The 15,070-nt window shown below is 67.6% G+C and carries 15 protein-coding genes; 12 read left to right on the plus strand and 3 right to left on the minus strand.

The genetic code is table 11. The features are described 5' to 3' along the window. The first annotated feature begins 9 nt into the window (after nucleotides 1–9). From radC to LIW09_RS11820, 7 genes are all read left to right on the plus strand, one after another. The gene (gene radC / locus LIW09_RS11790) at nucleotides 10–684 is read left to right on the plus strand and encodes a RadC family protein (protein WP_256645799.1); all 675 of its coding nucleotides are present in this window, start codon (nucleotides 10–12) and stop codon (nucleotides 682–684) included. 91 nt (nucleotides 685–775) lie between these two features. Continuing rightward, the gene (gene argS, locus LIW09_RS11795; RefSeq protein WP_256645800.1) at nucleotides 776–2,476 is read left to right on the plus strand and encodes an arginine--tRNA ligase; all 1,701 of its coding nucleotides are present in this window, start codon (nucleotides 776–778) and stop codon (nucleotides 2,474–2,476) included. Beyond that, on the plus strand, nucleotides 2,476–3,243 hold the full coding sequence (locus LIW09_RS11800) for an SPOR domain-containing protein (protein ID WP_256645801.1): 768 nt from the start codon (nucleotides 2,476–2,478) through the stop codon (nucleotides 3,241–3,243). Before argS ends, LIW09_RS11800 begins: the two co-directional genes overlap by 1 nt. A 103-nt stretch (nucleotides 3,244–3,346) precedes the next feature. Beyond that, complete coding sequence (locus tag LIW09_RS11805; RefSeq protein ID WP_256645802.1) at nucleotides 3,347–3,916, plus strand: methyltransferase family protein; 570 nt, start codon at nucleotides 3,347–3,349, stop codon at nucleotides 3,914–3,916. A 22-nt stretch (nucleotides 3,917–3,938) separates the two neighbouring features. Then, entirely contained in the window at nucleotides 3,939–4,700 is a 762-nt protein-coding gene (locus tag LIW09_RS11810) for an SDR family NAD(P)-dependent oxidoreductase (protein ID WP_256645803.1), read from the plus strand. Nucleotides 4,701–4,769: 69 nt separating this feature from the next. Then, a complete protein-coding gene (locus tag LIW09_RS11815) occupies nucleotides 4,770–5,123 on the plus strand; it encodes a type II toxin-antitoxin system prevent-host-death family antitoxin (RefSeq protein WP_256645804.1) in 354 nt (117 codons plus the stop codon). A 1-nt stretch (nucleotide 5,124) separates the two neighbouring features. After that, on the plus strand, nucleotides 5,125–5,763 hold the full coding sequence (locus tag LIW09_RS11820) for an ATPase (RefSeq protein WP_256645805.1): 639 nt from the start codon (nucleotides 5,125–5,127) through the stop codon (nucleotides 5,761–5,763). 9 nt (nucleotides 5,764–5,772) lie between these two features. Here the strand turns inward: LIW09_RS11820 and speA are convergent, their stop codons facing one another. After that, nucleotides 5,773–7,662, minus strand: a complete 1,890-nt coding sequence (gene speA / locus LIW09_RS11825; protein ID WP_256645806.1) for an arginine decarboxylase — start codon at nucleotides 7,660–7,662, stop codon at nucleotides 5,773–5,775. Nucleotides 7,663–7,832: 170 nt separating this feature from the next. Here speA and speE point away from each other — a divergent pair, with 170 nt between their 5' ends. The 3 genes from speE (at nucleotide 7,833) to LIW09_RS11840 (ending at nucleotide 11,468) form a co-directional block, all read left to right on the plus strand. Then, a complete protein-coding gene (gene speE / locus LIW09_RS11830) occupies nucleotides 7,833–8,687 on the plus strand; it encodes a polyamine aminopropyltransferase (RefSeq protein ID WP_256645807.1) in 855 nt (284 codons plus the stop codon). 82 nt (nucleotides 8,688–8,769) lie between these two features. Next, on the plus strand, nucleotides 8,770–10,668 hold the full coding sequence (locus LIW09_RS11835) for a diguanylate cyclase (RefSeq protein ID WP_256645808.1): 1,899 nt from the start codon (nucleotides 8,770–8,772) through the stop codon (nucleotides 10,666–10,668). A gap of 83 nt (nucleotides 10,669–10,751) precedes the next feature. Then, nucleotides 10,752–11,468, plus strand: coding sequence for a phosphatase PAP2 family protein (locus LIW09_RS11840; protein ID WP_256645809.1), 717 nt, complete (start codon nucleotides 10,752–10,754; stop codon nucleotides 11,466–11,468). Nucleotides 11,469–11,481: 13 nt separating this feature from the next. Here LIW09_RS11840 and LIW09_RS11845 read toward each other — a convergent pair whose 3' ends face one another. Next, nucleotides 11,482–11,820 (minus strand): P-II family nitrogen regulator, encoded by a 339-nt coding sequence (locus tag LIW09_RS11845; protein WP_256645810.1) that lies wholly within the window; start codon nucleotides 11,818–11,820, stop codon nucleotides 11,482–11,484. Between the two features lie 167 nt (nucleotides 11,821–11,987). Here LIW09_RS11845 and ubiK point away from each other — a divergent pair, with 167 nt between their 5' ends. Continuing rightward, a complete protein-coding gene (gene ubiK, locus LIW09_RS11850; RefSeq protein ID WP_256647236.1) occupies nucleotides 11,988–12,254 on the plus strand; it encodes a ubiquinone biosynthesis accessory factor UbiK in 267 nt (88 codons plus the stop codon). Nucleotides 12,255–12,264: 10 nt separating this feature from the next. Next, nucleotides 12,265–13,779 (plus strand): YifB family Mg chelatase-like AAA ATPase, encoded by a 1,515-nt coding sequence (locus LIW09_RS11855; RefSeq protein ID WP_256645811.1) that lies wholly within the window; start codon nucleotides 12,265–12,267, stop codon nucleotides 13,777–13,779. 7 nt (nucleotides 13,780–13,786) lie between these two features. Here LIW09_RS11855 and LIW09_RS11860 read toward each other — a convergent pair whose 3' ends face one another. Beyond that, a complete protein-coding gene (locus LIW09_RS11860) occupies nucleotides 13,787–15,034 on the minus strand; it encodes a putative peptide maturation dehydrogenase (protein WP_256645812.1) in 1,248 nt (415 codons plus the stop codon). Nucleotides 15,035–15,070: the final 36 nt, after the last annotated feature.

Consider the following 15,070-nt stretch of genomic DNA (forward strand, 5'->3'; position numbering starts at 1 on the left):
CCTGGGCACATGCACATCCGTGACTGGCCTGAAAGCGAACGTCCCCGCGAAAAGCTGCTGGCTCGCGGCGCCGGCAGCCTGTCCGACGCCGAGCTGCTGGCGCTGTTCCTCGGCTCCGGCATTGCCGGCAGCGACGCCGTCGCCAGCGCGCGGGCCCTGCTTGCCGACCAGGGCGGATTACGCCGACTGCTTGACCGGGAGGCCCGCGCGCTCACCCGCCTGCGCGGCATCGGCCCGGCCCGCGCCTGCCTGCTGGCGGCGGCGCTGGAGCTGGGCCAGCGCCATCTCGCCGCCCAGCTCGAACGCGGCGAAGCGCTGGGCGACCCGGCCTGCGCAGGCCGCTACTTCGCCCAACGCCTGCGCCGGCTGGATCATGAAGTATTCGCGGTGCTGTATCTGGATACCCGCCATCGCGCTCTGGGGTTCGAAGAACTGTTCCGTGGCGGCATCGATGGCGCCGAGGTACATCCGCGCGTGCTGGTGCAGCGCGCGCTGGCCCACGGCGCGGCGGCGGCGATCATCGGCCACAACCACCCAAGCGGGAATCCCGAACCCAGTGCCGCCGACCGCGCGGTGACCGCGCGCATCAAGCAGGCACTGGCGCTGGTCGATGTGCGCCTGCTCGATCATTTCGTGATCGGCGACGGCCCGCCCACCTCGATGGCCAAGCGCGGCATGCTGTGACGACCGCCGCAACGCGTGCCGCCCCGGCGGCAAAGACCGCGCCCGGCCTCGCGTACAATGCGTGCTCGTTGAAACGCAGCACCCAGACCCCGTGAAAGCCCAGCTCCGCGCCCTGATCGCCACCCTGATTGAAGGCGGCCTGACCGCCCTGCGCAATGCAGGCACCCTGCCCGCCGACCTTGCCAGCCCCGATTTCGTGATCGAGCGCCCCAAGGAACGCGCGCACGGTGACTTCTCCACCAACGCGGCGATGCTGCTGGCGAAAGCCGCGCGCAGCAATCCGCGCGCATTGGCGCAGCAGCTGGTGGATGCGCTGCCGGCGTCTGACGCCATCGCCCGCATCGATATCGCCGGGCCCGGCTTCATCAATGTCCACCTGACCCCGGCCGCCTGGCAGCAGCAGGTGCGCCAGATCCACGCCGAGGGCAACGATTTCGGCCGCAATGCAAGCGGTGGCGGCAAGACGGTGGGCGTGGAATACGTGTCTGCCAATCCGACCGGCCCGCTGCACGTGGGCCACGGCCGCGCCGGCGTGATCGGCGACTGCATCGCGCGGGTCATGGCGGCCAATGGCTGGAACGTCAAGCGCGAGTTCTACTACAACGACGCCGGCGTGCAGATCGACAACCTCGCGCGCTCGGTGCAGGCCCGCGCCAAGGGCTTCAAACCCGGTGATGCGCAGTGGCCAGGCGATGCCTACAACGGCGATTACATCGGCGATGTCGCCGCCGCCTGCCTGCGCGGCGACAGCGTGGAAGTGGAAGGTCACGCGGTGGTCGGTACGCCGGATGCAGACAATCTGGATGCCATCCGCCAGTTTGCCGTGGCCTATCTGCGCCGCGAGCAAAATGCCGATCTGGCCGCGTTCGGGGTGTCGTTCGACCGCTATTTCCTGGAATCCTCGCTGTATGCCGATGGCAAGGTCGAAGAAACCGTGGCCGCACTGGTCGCCAAGGGTCACACCTACGAGGAAGGCGGCGCGCTGTGGCTGCGCACCACCGATTTCGGCGACGACAAAGACCGGGTGATGCGCAAGTCCGACGGCAACTACACCTACTTTGTTCCCGACGTGGCCTACCACCTGTCCAAGTGGCAACGCGGCTACCAGCGCGCGGTGACCGAGCTGGGTGCCGACCACCACGGCTCGCTGACGCGGGTGAAGGCCGGGCTGCAGGCGCTGGACTGCGGCATTCCCGCCAACTACCCGGACTACGTGCTGCACCAGATGGTCACGGTGATGCGCGGCGGCGAGGAAGTGAAGCTGTCCAAGCGCGCCGGCAGCTACCTGACCCTGCGCGACCTGATCGACGAAGCCGGCCGCGACGCCACCCGCTGGTTCCTGATCGCGCGCAAGCCGGACTCGCAGCTGACGTTCGACATCGATCTGGCGCGCTCGCAGAGCAACGACAACCCGGTGTTCTACGTGCAGTACGCGCATGCCCGGGTGTGCAGCCTGCTGCGCCAGGCCGGCGAAAAAGGCATGCCGCACGATGCCGCCAACGGCGAAGCCGGCCTGAACCTGCTGGACGATGCCCCGGCGCAGGAGCTGATGCGCGAGCTGTCGCGTTATCCCGAAGTCGTGGAAGCCGCTGGCCTGACGCTGGAGCCGCACCTGGTCGCCCAGTACCTGCGCGAGCTGGCTTACGCCTTCCACGGCTGGTACCACGCCAGCCCGGTGCTGGTGGAAGACGCCAGCCTGCGCGATGCGCGCCTGACGCTGGCACGCGCCGCGCGGCAAGTGCTGGCCAATGGCCTGGACCTGCTGGGCGTCAGCGCCCCGGAGAGCATGTGATGGCGGCACGTCGCGGCAAGTCCCAGGCAAAGCGCAACGCCTCCGGCCGCTTCCCCGGCTGGGCGTGGCTGATCATCGGCGTGGCGCTCACGTTGCTGGCGGTGCTGCTGGTACCGCGCTACCTGAAGTCGGATGCCGGCGACGGCTTCTTCCGGCCCAAGCCCAATCCTGACGCGCTGCCCGCCGCGGTCTCCAACGAAGGCGAAGCCATTGCGCCGGACTCGGCCAGCAGCGGCGCAAGCAGCAAGCCGGCGCCGGCAAAGCCCACCCAATACGACTTCTATACCCTGCTGCCGGGTCAGGAAGTGGCGATGAGCGATGCCGAACTGGCGGCCAGCGCCAAGGCCGAAGCGGATGCGCGCGCGCAGCAGCAAGCAACCGCCACGGCTGCCTCGGCCGGCGCAAATCCGCCAGCCAGCGCCGCTGCCCTGCCTGCCCCCATCGGTGACAAGCCCGCCGATGCGGCGGCAGGCACCGCCGCTGCCACCCAGGCGAGCAAACCCGCGCCTGCCGCAGACAAGGCCGCGCCCGGCAATGCCCGCTACATCCTGCAGGCCGGCGCGTTCGGCGCATCCGGTGATGCCGAAACGACCAAGGCCAAGATCGCCTTGCTGGGATTGAACGCGCGCGTGGAGTCGGCGCAGATCGACGGCAAGACGGTCTATCGCGTTCGCATGGGGCCGTACGGCAGCGCGTCGGAGCTCGCGGATGCCAAGGCCAAACTGGCCAGTGGTGGTCTGCCGGCGATGGCCGTCAAAACCAACTGAGCCGCGGCAAGCATTCTCACGTTGTTTGCATGAGAGCTGTCACTTCTTCGCGCATGCCCGCGCCGGTAGCCTGCATCCCTCGTTTCCCCATGCAGGTTCAACCATGTTGCTTTCGCAGATTTACGTTGGTCTGATCGCGGTCTGGGTTGCCAGTGAACTCTGGCTGGCCCTGCGCCGGCGCTCCACCGGTGACGCGCAATCCCTCGATGGCGGCACGTTGCGCATGCTGCAGTGGGTGATTTACGCCAGTATCGGGATTGGTGTCTGGCTGTCCTACCGGCAGCCATGGCCATGGCCGGAGCCGCCGCGGCATGCGCTCTTCCTGGCCGGCCTGGTGCTGATGGCCGCCGGCCTGCTGTTTCGTTTTTGGTCGATCCACGTGCTTGGGCGTCATTTCACCGTGGACGTGGCGATTGGCGAAGACCACCGCATCGTGCGCCACGGCCCGTATCGCTGGCTGCGTCATCCTTCCTATACCGGCGCGCTTGCCACGTTCTTCGGGTTTGGGCTGTGCCTGGGTGATGTCGCGGCACTGGCCTGCGTGGGCATCCCGGTCACGGCGGCCTTCCTGCGCCGCATCCGCGTCGAAGAACGCGTGCTTGCCCGGGCGTTTCCCGTGGATTACCCCGCCTACGCCAGGGAAACCCGGCGCCTGCTGCCCGGCATCTGGTGACGTCGCCCCGTAAACTGCCGGGATGAACACATCCTCCCCCCGCACCGTTTTGATCACCGGCGCCACCGCCGGCTTCGGCCGCGCCGCCGCGCGCAAGTTCATCGACGCCGGCTGGCAGGTCGTCGCCACCGGCCGCCGCGCCGACCGCCTCGACACCCTGCGCGCCGAACTCGGCGACGCGCTGCACACCGCCTGCTTCGACATCCGCGACGAGGCGGCAATGCGCGCCGCGCTGGACGCGCTGCCGGAGCGCTTCCGCGGCATCGACCTGCTGGTCAACAACGCCGGCCTGGCGCAGGGCACCAAGCCCGCGCAGGACGCGCTGCTGTCCGACTGGAAGACCATGATCGACACCAACGTCACCGCGCTGGTGACCCTGACCCACGCGCTGCTGCCCACGCTGATCGCGCGCAAGGGCGCGATCATCAACATCAGCTCCACCGCCGCCACCTATCCCTACACCGGCGGCAATGCCTATGGCGGCACCAAGGCCTTCGTCAGCCAGTTTTCGCTGGGCCTGCGCAGCGACCTGCACGGCACCGGCGTGCGCGTCACCGCGATCGAGCCGGGCATGGCCGAAACCGAGTTCACCGTGGTCCGCACCCACGGCGACCAGGCCGCCTCCGACCAGCTCTATGGCGGCGCCAACCCGATGACCGCCGAGGACATCGCCGAGACGATCCTCTGGGTCGCCACCCAGCCGCCGCATCTGAACATCAACCGGGTCGAACTGATGCCCACCTCGCAGTCGTTTGCGGGGTTCCAGGTACATCGGGAAGTGTGATTGCCCCATTCAGGCCATTTTTGGCCAGAAAGGGTATATTGGCCATGTTGTCGCCGCCTGGAGACCGTCATGACCACCATTGCACTCAGTCCGCTGGCCTCGCTTCCGCAGGCCCCCGCCTCGGACGTGAAAAAACTGGGCTGGCGCGGGGTGATGAAAGCCGTGACCCGCAACGGCAAGCTGGTGGTCACCAACCATGACCAGCCCGAGGCAGTGATCCTGCCGGTGGAGGAATACAACCGCCTGCTGACGCTGCTGCGCAACGCCGGCGAGAAAGACCGCGTGCTGCTGGAAGACCTGCGCCGCAGGTTCGACGAACGCCTGGCCTGCCTCGATGCGCCGGGGGCAGGTGACACGCTGCGCGACATCCTGCGCAAGCCGCTGAAGCTGGAAGGCCGGGTCATCGCCGGAGAAACTTGCTGACATGCCGGCGGCGCGTCCGCTGCTGTACGTGTTGGCAGGGGTCAACGGCGCCGGAAAAAGCGCCATCGGCGGCGCTGCGCTGCGGCAGGCCGGCATGGACTGGTTCAACCCGGATACCTTCAGCCGCCAGTTGATGGAGGCCACCGGCAGCCCGCTGGCCGAGGCCAATGCGACGGCGTGGCAGGAAGGGCTGCGCAGGCTGGAGGCCGCCATTGCCCATGGCAAGGATTACGCCTTCGAAACCACACTGGGCGGCAACACCATCGCCGCCAAACTCCGCGGCGCCACGCAGACACACGATGTCGCCATGTGGTTCTGCGGACTGGATTCGCCGGAGCACCATATCGCCCGCGTGCGTTATCGCGTCAGCCGCGGCGGCCACGATATTCCCGAAGCGAAAATCCGCGAACGCTGTGTCACATCGCTGGCCAACCTCGCCGCGCTGCTGCCGCACCTTGCCCAACTGCAGATGTACGACAACAGCATCGATGCCGCGCCCGGCACCCCCATCGGCGATCCGCGCCTGCTGCTGCAGATGGAACGCGGGCGGATCACCTGGCCCAGCGACGCCAACACCCTCGGGCAGACGCCCGACTGGGCCAAACCCATCATGGAAGTCGCGTTGTCGGGCAGCGGTTGACGACAGTCGTCAGCCCTGCGGCGTGTCGTCGAGGTAGGTGTAAGCGGTGAGCCCCGCCTCCAGCGCCGCTTTCAACCGCTCGCTCTCATCGGAAGGCAGGTGCGCCGCATCCACCTTCGCGGCGTATTCGCGGCGCAGGTCGGCCAGCTTGTAGCCGACGTAGTCCAGCATCACGTCGGTGGTGTCGCCGCGGCGCTGCTGGCTGATCACGAAGCCATCGCCGTCGCAGCGCACCTCGATGGCGTCGGTGTCGCCGAACAGGTTGTGGATGTCGCCCAGGATCTCCTGGTAGGCGCCGACCAGGAAGAAGGCGAGCCGGTAGTTCTCGCCTTTGCGCAGCTCGTGCAGCGGCAGCGAGGAATCGAGGTCCTCGTTCTCGACATAGGTGTCGATCTTGCCGTCGGAGTCGCAGGTCAGGTCGGCGATGATGCCGCGGCGCGTGGGCGCCTCGTCCAGGCGCTCGATCGGGGTGATCGGGAACACCTGGTCGATCGCCCATACGTCCGGCATCGACTCGAACACGCTGAAGTTGACGAAGTACTTGTCCACCAGCCGTTCGTTGAGTTCGTCCAGCAGGTCGCGGTGGCTCTTCTCGTCGTAGGTCAGGCGCGCCTTCACCGCGTGGGCGATGGCGTAGAACAGGTCGTCGATGCGCGCGCGCTGGACCAGGTCGATCTGGCCCAGCGCATACAGGCTCAGGCCTTCCGCATGCGCCTGAGTGGCTTCGTGGAACACCTCCACCGCCGGGCGCTGCGCCATTTCCTCGTGCAGCTCGCGCAGCTGGCGCACCGGGTTGGATTCATCACTGTGCGGTTCCGGCACGCGGCCTTCCGGTGCCTGCTCGACTTCGCTGACGTTGGTCACCAGCACGGCGTGGTGGGCGGTCATCGCCCGCCCACATTCGGTGACGATGCGCGGTGGCACCAGGCCTTCCTCGCGGCAGGCATCGGCCAGCGGCTGCACGATGCTGGAGGCGTAGTGGTGGATGCCGTAGTTCACCGAGTTGTAGGAGCGGGAACGGGTGCCTTCGTAGTCGATGCCCAAGCCGCCGCCGACGTCGACGTGGCTGATGTCCGCGCCGAGCCGCGAGAGCTCGATGAAATAGCGGGTGGCCTCGCGCATGCCCGCGGCGATGTCGCGCACGTTGGAGATCTGGCTGCCCATGTGGAAGTGCAGCAGCTTCAGGCAGTCGCCCATGCCGGAATCGCGCAGCTCTTTCCACAGCGTCAGCAGCTGGCGCGGATCGAGGCCGAACTTGGCCTTGTCGCCGCCGCTGTTCTGCCACTTGCCCGCACCGAGCGAGGCCAGCCGCATGCGCACGCCCAGGCCCGGCTTCACGCCCAGCGCAGCGGCTTCCTCCAGCGCGACCTTCAGCTCGGAAGGCTTTTCGATGACGATGAAGGTTTCCAGTCCCAGCTTGCGGCCGATCAGCGCCAGCCGGATGTATTCGCGGTCCTTGTAGCCGTTGCAGACGATCAACCCGCCGGGGCGGGACAGCGCCAGCACCGCCATCAGCTCCGGCTTGCTGCCGGCTTCCAGGCCGAAGCCTTCGCCATGGTGCGAGGCCAGCGTTCCGGCCACGCCCGCGTGCTGGTTGACCTTGATCGGGTACACCGCGGTGTAGCCGCCCGGATAGTCCCAATCCTGCTGCGCCTGCGCGAACGCGGCCTGCAACTTGGCGAGGCGGTCGCCCAGGATGTCCGGGAAGCGCACCAGCACCGGCAGGTTGCCGCCGTCCGCCAGCGAGGCGTCGACGACCTCGGGCAGCGCGATCGCCGGGCCCTCCGCGCCTTTCGGCCGCACCACGATGCGGCCCCGCGCATCGACGTCGAAATAGCCGTCGGCCCAGTGCGGGATCGAATAGGTCTTGCGGGCAAGGTCGGCGGACCAGTGGGACATCGCGGCAACTCCGGAAAACAGGCGCGCATTGTAGGGCCGCGCCCGTCCCGCTGCGGTGACCGCGCCGGGGCCGCTGCCACCAGGCCACCGCCCGGCAGACCGCGACGACATGCCGGGAAACCCCTTTCGCTACAATGCGCGGTTACCACGATTCCCCGGAACCCCCCGCCATGACCGACTCCACCTGGCTGCACGAAAATTTCGACAAGGCCGGCTCGTCCATCGGCTTCCGCGTCACCCGCAAACTGGACGAGGTGCAATCAAAGTTCCAGAAGATCGAGATCTTCGAGTCGACCGACTGGGGCAACGTCATGCTGATCGACGGCGCGATGATGCTCACCACCCGCGACAACTTCCTGTACCACGAGATGATGTCGCACCCGGCGCTGTTCACCCACGCCAACCCGAAGCGGGTGGTCATCATCGGCGGCGGCGACTGCGGCACGCTGCGCGAAGTGCTGCGCCATCCGGGCGTGGAGCAGGCCGTGCAGTGCGACATCGACGAGCAGGTCACGCGCATGGCGGAGAAGTACTTCCCCGAGCTGTGCGAATCCAACAATGATCCGCGCGCCGAGCTGCTGTTCGACGACGGCATCGCCTACATGGCCAACTGCGAACCCGGCAGCGTGGACATCGTGATCGTGGATTCCACCGATCCGGTCGGCCCGGCCGAGGGCCTGTTCAACAAGGCCTTCTTCGAGAGCTGCCACCGCGCGCTGAAGGACGACGGCATCCTGGTCCAGCAGAGCGAATCCCCGCTGGTGCTGCTGGACCTGATCAAGGCGATGCGCGCGGAAATGGGCAAGGCCGGGTTCCACAGCTTCCAGACCCTGCCGTTCCCGCAGCCCTGCTACCCCACCGGCTGGTGGAGCTGCACGATGGCCAGGAAAGCGGCCAATGCCGGCTTCGATTTCCGCGAGCATGACGCCCGCGGCAAGGGGTTTGCCACGAAGTACTACACCGCCGATATCCACAAAGGCGCGCAGACGCTGCCGCCGTTCGTGGCGGAGGCGTTGGGGGCCTGAGCCTTCGCAGAACTGCAATATCCGGCACAATGGCGGTCGCGGCTTTGTCATACGCTTGACCCGGTTCCCTGCTGGAGCGCTGATGGGCATCACCCTGCGGTATCGGACGCTCGGACTGCTGCTGGCCTTGTTGCCCGCAACATGCGTGCTCGCCACGGAGTTCCAGGCTGCCTCCCCGACGCCGTCCCGCGCCGCACAGTTCGACGCTGTCTTCCATGAGGTCATCGGTCCGGGGTCGATGGACATGACCTACGAAGCCTATGAGGCCGACCTGCAGCAACTACGCGCCCTGCTGCCCATCGGCGACCGTGCGCGCGAAGTGCAGTTTCGCTCCGTCTATTGCGGCAGCGACGCCTGGAAGGACACGAAGCAGGGACTGGCCTATACCGACGACGCGCAGCACCGCGCACGCGAAGCCCGCGACCTGGCCTCGCAGGCGCGCGCGCAGCTCTGCCGGGTGGGATATGTGCAGCTGCTCCAGGGCACGCGCCAGGCGCTGGCCGAGGCCAACCGTCTGGTCGCGCTGCTGCAGGACTCACAAGAGCGCCAGCTGTACGGCGAGGCGCTCGTTCAACGCGGCGGCCTGCTGTCGCAGCTGGGCGAACAGGCCAAGGCGCTGCTGGATTTCCAGCGCGCGCGCGCCAGTTTTCGCGAAGCCGGCATCGACCACGAAGTCGATGCGCTGTTGCTGGACATGGCCATCGCCTACCGCCGAATCGGCGACTGGACGCAGGCCGAGCGCTACTTCACCAATTCCCTGAAGCAGGTGCAGGACAAGCAGGACTGGGATCACGTGGTGACGGATCTGGTGCAGCTTGGCTACCTGTACGACGAGTCGGGAAAACCGCAGGAGGCCAAGACCGCATTCGAGCGCGCAATCACCGCCGCCGTCCGCTCCAAAAGCGCCTTGAGCGTTGCCAATGCCCGCGTGGGGCTGGCAAGCGCCCAAATCTCGCTGGGCGAGCATGACGCCGCGCTGGACACCCTGATGCAGGCCAGTGCCGACTTCCGCGCGGCACAAAGCGATGGCAACAGCGACATGCTGCTGTTGTTGACCGGCCAGGCGCTTGCCGGGAAAGGCCAACACCAGGAGGCACTGGCCCGCTATGCGGCGGCATTGCCGCTGATCGAAAAAGACGGCAACCAGCGCTACCTCGCCCTGCTGTACCAGGCACGCGCCGCAAGCAATGAAGCACTGGGCCAGCCCGCCGCGGCATTGGCCGACATCAAACGCTACAGCGCGCTGCAAACCACGCTGCAGGGCAAGATGCGGCTGGAGCAGAGCCGGCTTCTGGAATACGAATACGAAATCCGCAGGCGAGAATTCGAAAACCGGCGGCTGCGCGCCGAAGCAGACGCCAAGCAACAACAGCTCACGGCAATGGAGCATGTTCGTCGCTGGCAGACCTTGGCCCTGTTGCTGGGCGTGGTGCTGGTCGCCATGCTGGCCGGGCTGAGCTGGCGGCAATGGCGGCGCTCGCGCCAGCTGCGCATCCTGGCCATGGCCGATACGCTGACCGGCGCAGCCAGCCGGCTCAGCATCGAAAAAACCGCTGAGCGCGCACTGGCGCAGGCCTCACGGGATGGCACGCCGGTGACGCTACTGCTGCTCGATCTGGATTATTTCAAGGCGGTCAACGACCGTTACGGCCATGCCGCCGGCGATGCGGTGCTGTGCGCCGCAGTACAGGCATGGCAGGAGCAACTGCGCGGGCGCGATGCGCTGGGCAGGATTGGCGGCGAAGAGTTCGCGGTGGTCTGCGCGGGCGCCACCCGCGAGCAGGCGCAGGTGATTGCCGGCCGTCTGCTGGACGCCACCCGCGCGCTGCGCCTGCCCGACATCGACCCCGAGCTGCGCGTGGGCACCAGCATCGGCATTGCCGAGGCAGCACCGGACGAAGCCAGCGAAGCCTTGTTCGCGCGTGCCGATGCAGCCCTGTATCGCGCCAAACAACTGGGCCGCAACCGCGTCGAGTATTGACTGCCCGGCATGCCCGCGAGCGCACTACTCAGGTTGCTACCGCATACTCGACACTTTCAATGCGATCCGATTCCGGGAACACCATGCCGATTTTCTGGCGGAATTTTTACCTGCGACAGGGACTCCTGCTGGCTGCAAGCGGCTTGGGCCTGCTGCTGCTGTTTCACCTGACCCGGCTGGACATCCTGCTGGAAGATGCCTGGTTCGCGTCGTCCGACGCGGTCTGGCCGCTGCGCAATGCATGGTGGTCGAGAACACTGATCCACCAGTGGTTGCGCTATTTCCTGATCCTTGCCGCACTGGGTTGCATCGTGCTGTCCTGGAAGCGTCGCCACGCTGTCGATGCGTTGCGCTGGCGGGTGGTTGGCGCGGCTTGCGTGGTGATTCCGCTGGCCGTCTCGCTGGGCAAGCGGGCAAGCCCCATGCATTGCCCCTGGGACGTCGACCGCTACGGCGGTGCTGCCCCGTATTTCGATCTGTTCTCCGCTGTCTCGGCGCACATCACCAACATGGGGCACTGTTTTCCCGCGGGCTTCGTGTCCTGCGCCAGCTGGCTGTTTGCGTTCGCCCTGCTGCGCTACCCGGAACAGCCCCGCGCCAGCCTGCGCATCTGGCTGGGGGTAGCCGCCCTGTGTCTGTCGATGGGGGCCGTCCAGCAGATGCGCGGCGCGCACTTCTTCTCGCACGTCCTGTGGACGCTGTGGCTGAGCTGGGCGCTTGTGGTGCTGCTGCACGCGACGCTCGGGGCCTGGCGCACACCTGCTGGCAAGGCCGGGCCGGACGCCCCGGCAACGCCCTGACCCGGCGCGCAGATCACAGCGCGTCGGCGTCCAGCTCCCCGGTACGAATGCGCACCACGCGCTCCAGGTCCCAGACGAACAGTTTGCCGTCACCGATCTTGCCGGTGCCGGCGGCCTTGAGGATCGCCTCGGTCACCGCTTCCACCTGATCGTCGGTCACCGCGATTTCCAGCTTGATCTTGGGCAGGAAATCCACCACGTACTCGGCCCCGCGATACAGCTCGGTATGCCCTTTCTGCCGGCCGAAGCCCTTGACCTCGGTGGCAGTGATGCCGGCCACGCCGACCTCGGCCAGCGCCTCGCGCACATCGTCCAGCTTGAACGGCTTGATCACCGCCATCACCATCTTCATCGGCACGCCTCCTGTCGTTGCGTTGAGCATACCCCGGGCGATCCGGGCATACTGGCTTGGATCAGATTTTTCCTACCCTGCAGCGCTCCCTGCGCCGACTGCGCGTTCACCCCGATCCGGGCAGTCTGGCAGCACCCGCAGGAGCTGCCCCCATGAATCCCCCCAGCATGATCGATCTGTCCCAACTCGATGAACTTGCCCGCCGCCTCAGCACGCTGGTTCCCCCGGGATTGCGTGAAGGACGCGAGGAACTGCAGCAGAATTTCAAATCCGTGCTGCAAGCCGGGCTGGGCAAGCTCGACCTGGTCACCCGCGAAGAATTCGAGGTGCAGCGCGCGGTGCTGGCGCGCACCCGCGACAAGCTCGAGGCACTGGAGCGCCAGCTGACCGAGCTGGCCGACGCCAGCACCGGCATCGACAGCGCCCGCCACTGAGGGCACCGCCATGGGTCTTGCGATCGTGCACAGCCGTGCGCGCGTGGGCGTGCGTGCGCCCGAAGTCCGGGTCGAGGTGCACCTGGCCGGCGGCTTGCCCGCCATGTCCATCGTTGGCCTGCCGGAAGCGGCGGTGCGCGAAGCCAAGGATCGCGTGCGCGCTGCGATCCAATGCGCGCAGTTCGAATTCCCCGCGCGCAGGATCACCGTCAATCTGGCGCCCGCCGACCTGCCCAAGGACGGCGGCCGCTATGACCTTGCCATTGCCTTGGGCATCCTTGCCGCGAGCGGCCAGCTCAGCAGCGAGGCACTGGCGGGTTGGGAGTTCCTGGGCGAGCTGGCCCTGACCGGCGAAATCCGCACGGTGGACGGCGCGCTGGCTGGGGCGTTGGCGGCGCGTGACAGCGGCCGGCGACTCATCGTGCCACCCGGCAATGGTGCCGAAGCGGCCTTGGCCAGCGGGATCGAGATACGCACCGCGCGCACCTTGCTGGAAGTCTGCGCGGCGCTGGAGGCACGCAGGGAATTGCCGCTGGCCGTCCCCCAACCCTGCCGCGACACAGCACCGCCTGACCTCACCGACGTGCGCGGTCAGGCGCAGGCGCGGCGTGCATTGGAGATCGCGGCGGCGGGTTCGCACCACCTGCTGCTGGTAGGCCCGCCCGGTAGCGGCAAGACCCTGCTCGCCTCGCGCCTGTGCGGCATCTTGCCATCGCCCAGCGAGTCCGAAGCGCTGGAAGCCGCCAGCATCGCCTCCGCCAGCAGTCGCGGCCTGGATCTGGCGCGTTGGCGCCAGCGTCCTTTCCGCGCGCCGCACCACACCGCCAGCGCGGTGGCGCTGGTCGGTGGCGGTGCCAACCCGAGCCCCGGCGAAATCTCGCTGGCCCACCATGGCGTGCTGTTCCTCGATGAGCTGCCGGAATGGAGCCGGCACGCGCTGGAAGTCCTGCGCGAGCCGCTGGAGTCGGGCAGCGTGTGCATTTCGCGGGCGGCCCGGCACTGCGACTTTCCCGCCCGCTTCCAGCTGGTTGCCGCGATGAATCCCTGCCCCTGTGGCTGGGCCGGCGACCCCTCCGGACGCTGCCTGTGCAACGACGAGATGATTCGCCGCTACCGCGCGCGCATCTCCGGGCCGCTGCTTGAACGCATCGATCTGCACGTGGAAGTCCCGCGCCTGCCGCCCACTGCACTTCGCACCGATGGCGCCACCGGCGAATCCAGCGCCAGTGTCCGCGCACGCGTCGTCACCGCACGCGAGCGCCAGCTGGCACGCAGCGCGCAACCCAATGCGCGGCTGGACCAATCACAGACCAATGCGTTCTGCCGGCTGACCCCCGGCGACTCCACCCTGCTGGAGCGCGCGGTGGACGGCCTCCAGCTGTCCGCGCGCTCACTGCACCGCATCCTGCGCGTGGCCCGCACGATCGCCGACCTGGCCGGCAGCGACGCCATCCAGACGCCGCACCTGACCGAGGCCATCGGCTATCGCAAGCTGGAGCGTGGGCACGCGCGCGCCGCCGCCTGAAGCTGTCTCAGCGCGGCCAGATCAAACGGTTCGGATCAAATTCGGATTCCACCAGGGTGGCCGCGCGCTTGCCGAAGCCGCACACCACCAGCGGGCTCTGCCGGTAGCCGGTCATGCCGAACGCGCGCTCCAGATCGACTTCGTTGATCGCGCCCGTGACAAACGGCCCAAAGCCGGCCTGGGTGGCACACAGTTGCAAGGTTTGCGAAAGATGCCCGACATCCAGCACGCACACCCGATACGCCTTGGCATGATTGCGATACTTCCAGAAATTGCGCTGGAAATTCGGCGCCAGCACGCACATCACCGGCGCATCGGCGAAGAATTCCTGCCCGGCCACCGCAATCCGCGCGAACGCACGCAGCTCCTGCCTCGTCCACGGCCGCGTTGCTTCATGCTGCCGCGCGCGGACACCCACATCGCCGGGTTGCGGTGGCGCGATGTTGGCCACCACGGCCTCCAGCGCATGCGTCTCGATGCGGTATCGGTACAGCCCAGGGGCGATGCCTTCCACCCGCTGCAGGATCAGCCAGCAGTCGGTGGGATGCAGTGCCCCCCCGGAGGGACTGGTGCGCTTGATCACGTCGAAGCCGGGGGCCGGGCGTCCAATGCCGCGCGCACCAAACACGCGCGCCATCAATTGGGCGAAGCTCGCCAACGGCACCTCGGCGCCAGCATCGAAATTGCGGCAGGTCGCGCGGGCGTCCAGCAGCGCGTCGAACCCGTCCTGCGCAACCCGAGGCAACGGGATGGCCGGCGCCGCACCTGCCACTGCCGACATCATCGGAGGCTGCAATGGCGGTGGCAGGCCGTGTTGCCGCAGCAATCCCTCGTTGCTGTCCAGATCCTGCTCGGCCGTGCTGCCGGGCCCGTCGATACCCTCCCAGCGCCCGGCCATGTGCGCCACCGCCGCAGGCGCGTACCACCCCTGCGCGCGAAAGTCCTCGTCCTGCCGGGCATCCGCGTCGCTGGCAGCCCGTGGCAACAGCAGGCCGGCCGCCAACAGCGCATCCACGGCCTCTTGGCCAACGCGGGCGTCCAGCGATGCGCGCTCGACCCAGTCAATGGCACCCAGTGCGCCCAGCACCGGCACGTGCGCGGCGGCGACTTCGATTGCCTCCGGCAAATGCGGCGCATGCGCGAACCAGGCCAGCCGGCTCACCACACCGGTGCCGCCCGCCAGCAAATCGTCCAGCTGGAACACCGACACTTCGCGCGGCTCCAGCCACGCCACTGCACAACGCCTGACGTGCATCCCGACCTCAACCTTGCATTCCCGCCACGATGGTAT

The sequence above is a fragment of the Thermomonas paludicola genome (assembly GCF_024498955.1).
Taxonomy (GTDB): domain Bacteria; phylum Pseudomonadota; class Gammaproteobacteria; order Xanthomonadales; family Xanthomonadaceae; genus Thermomonas; species Thermomonas paludicola.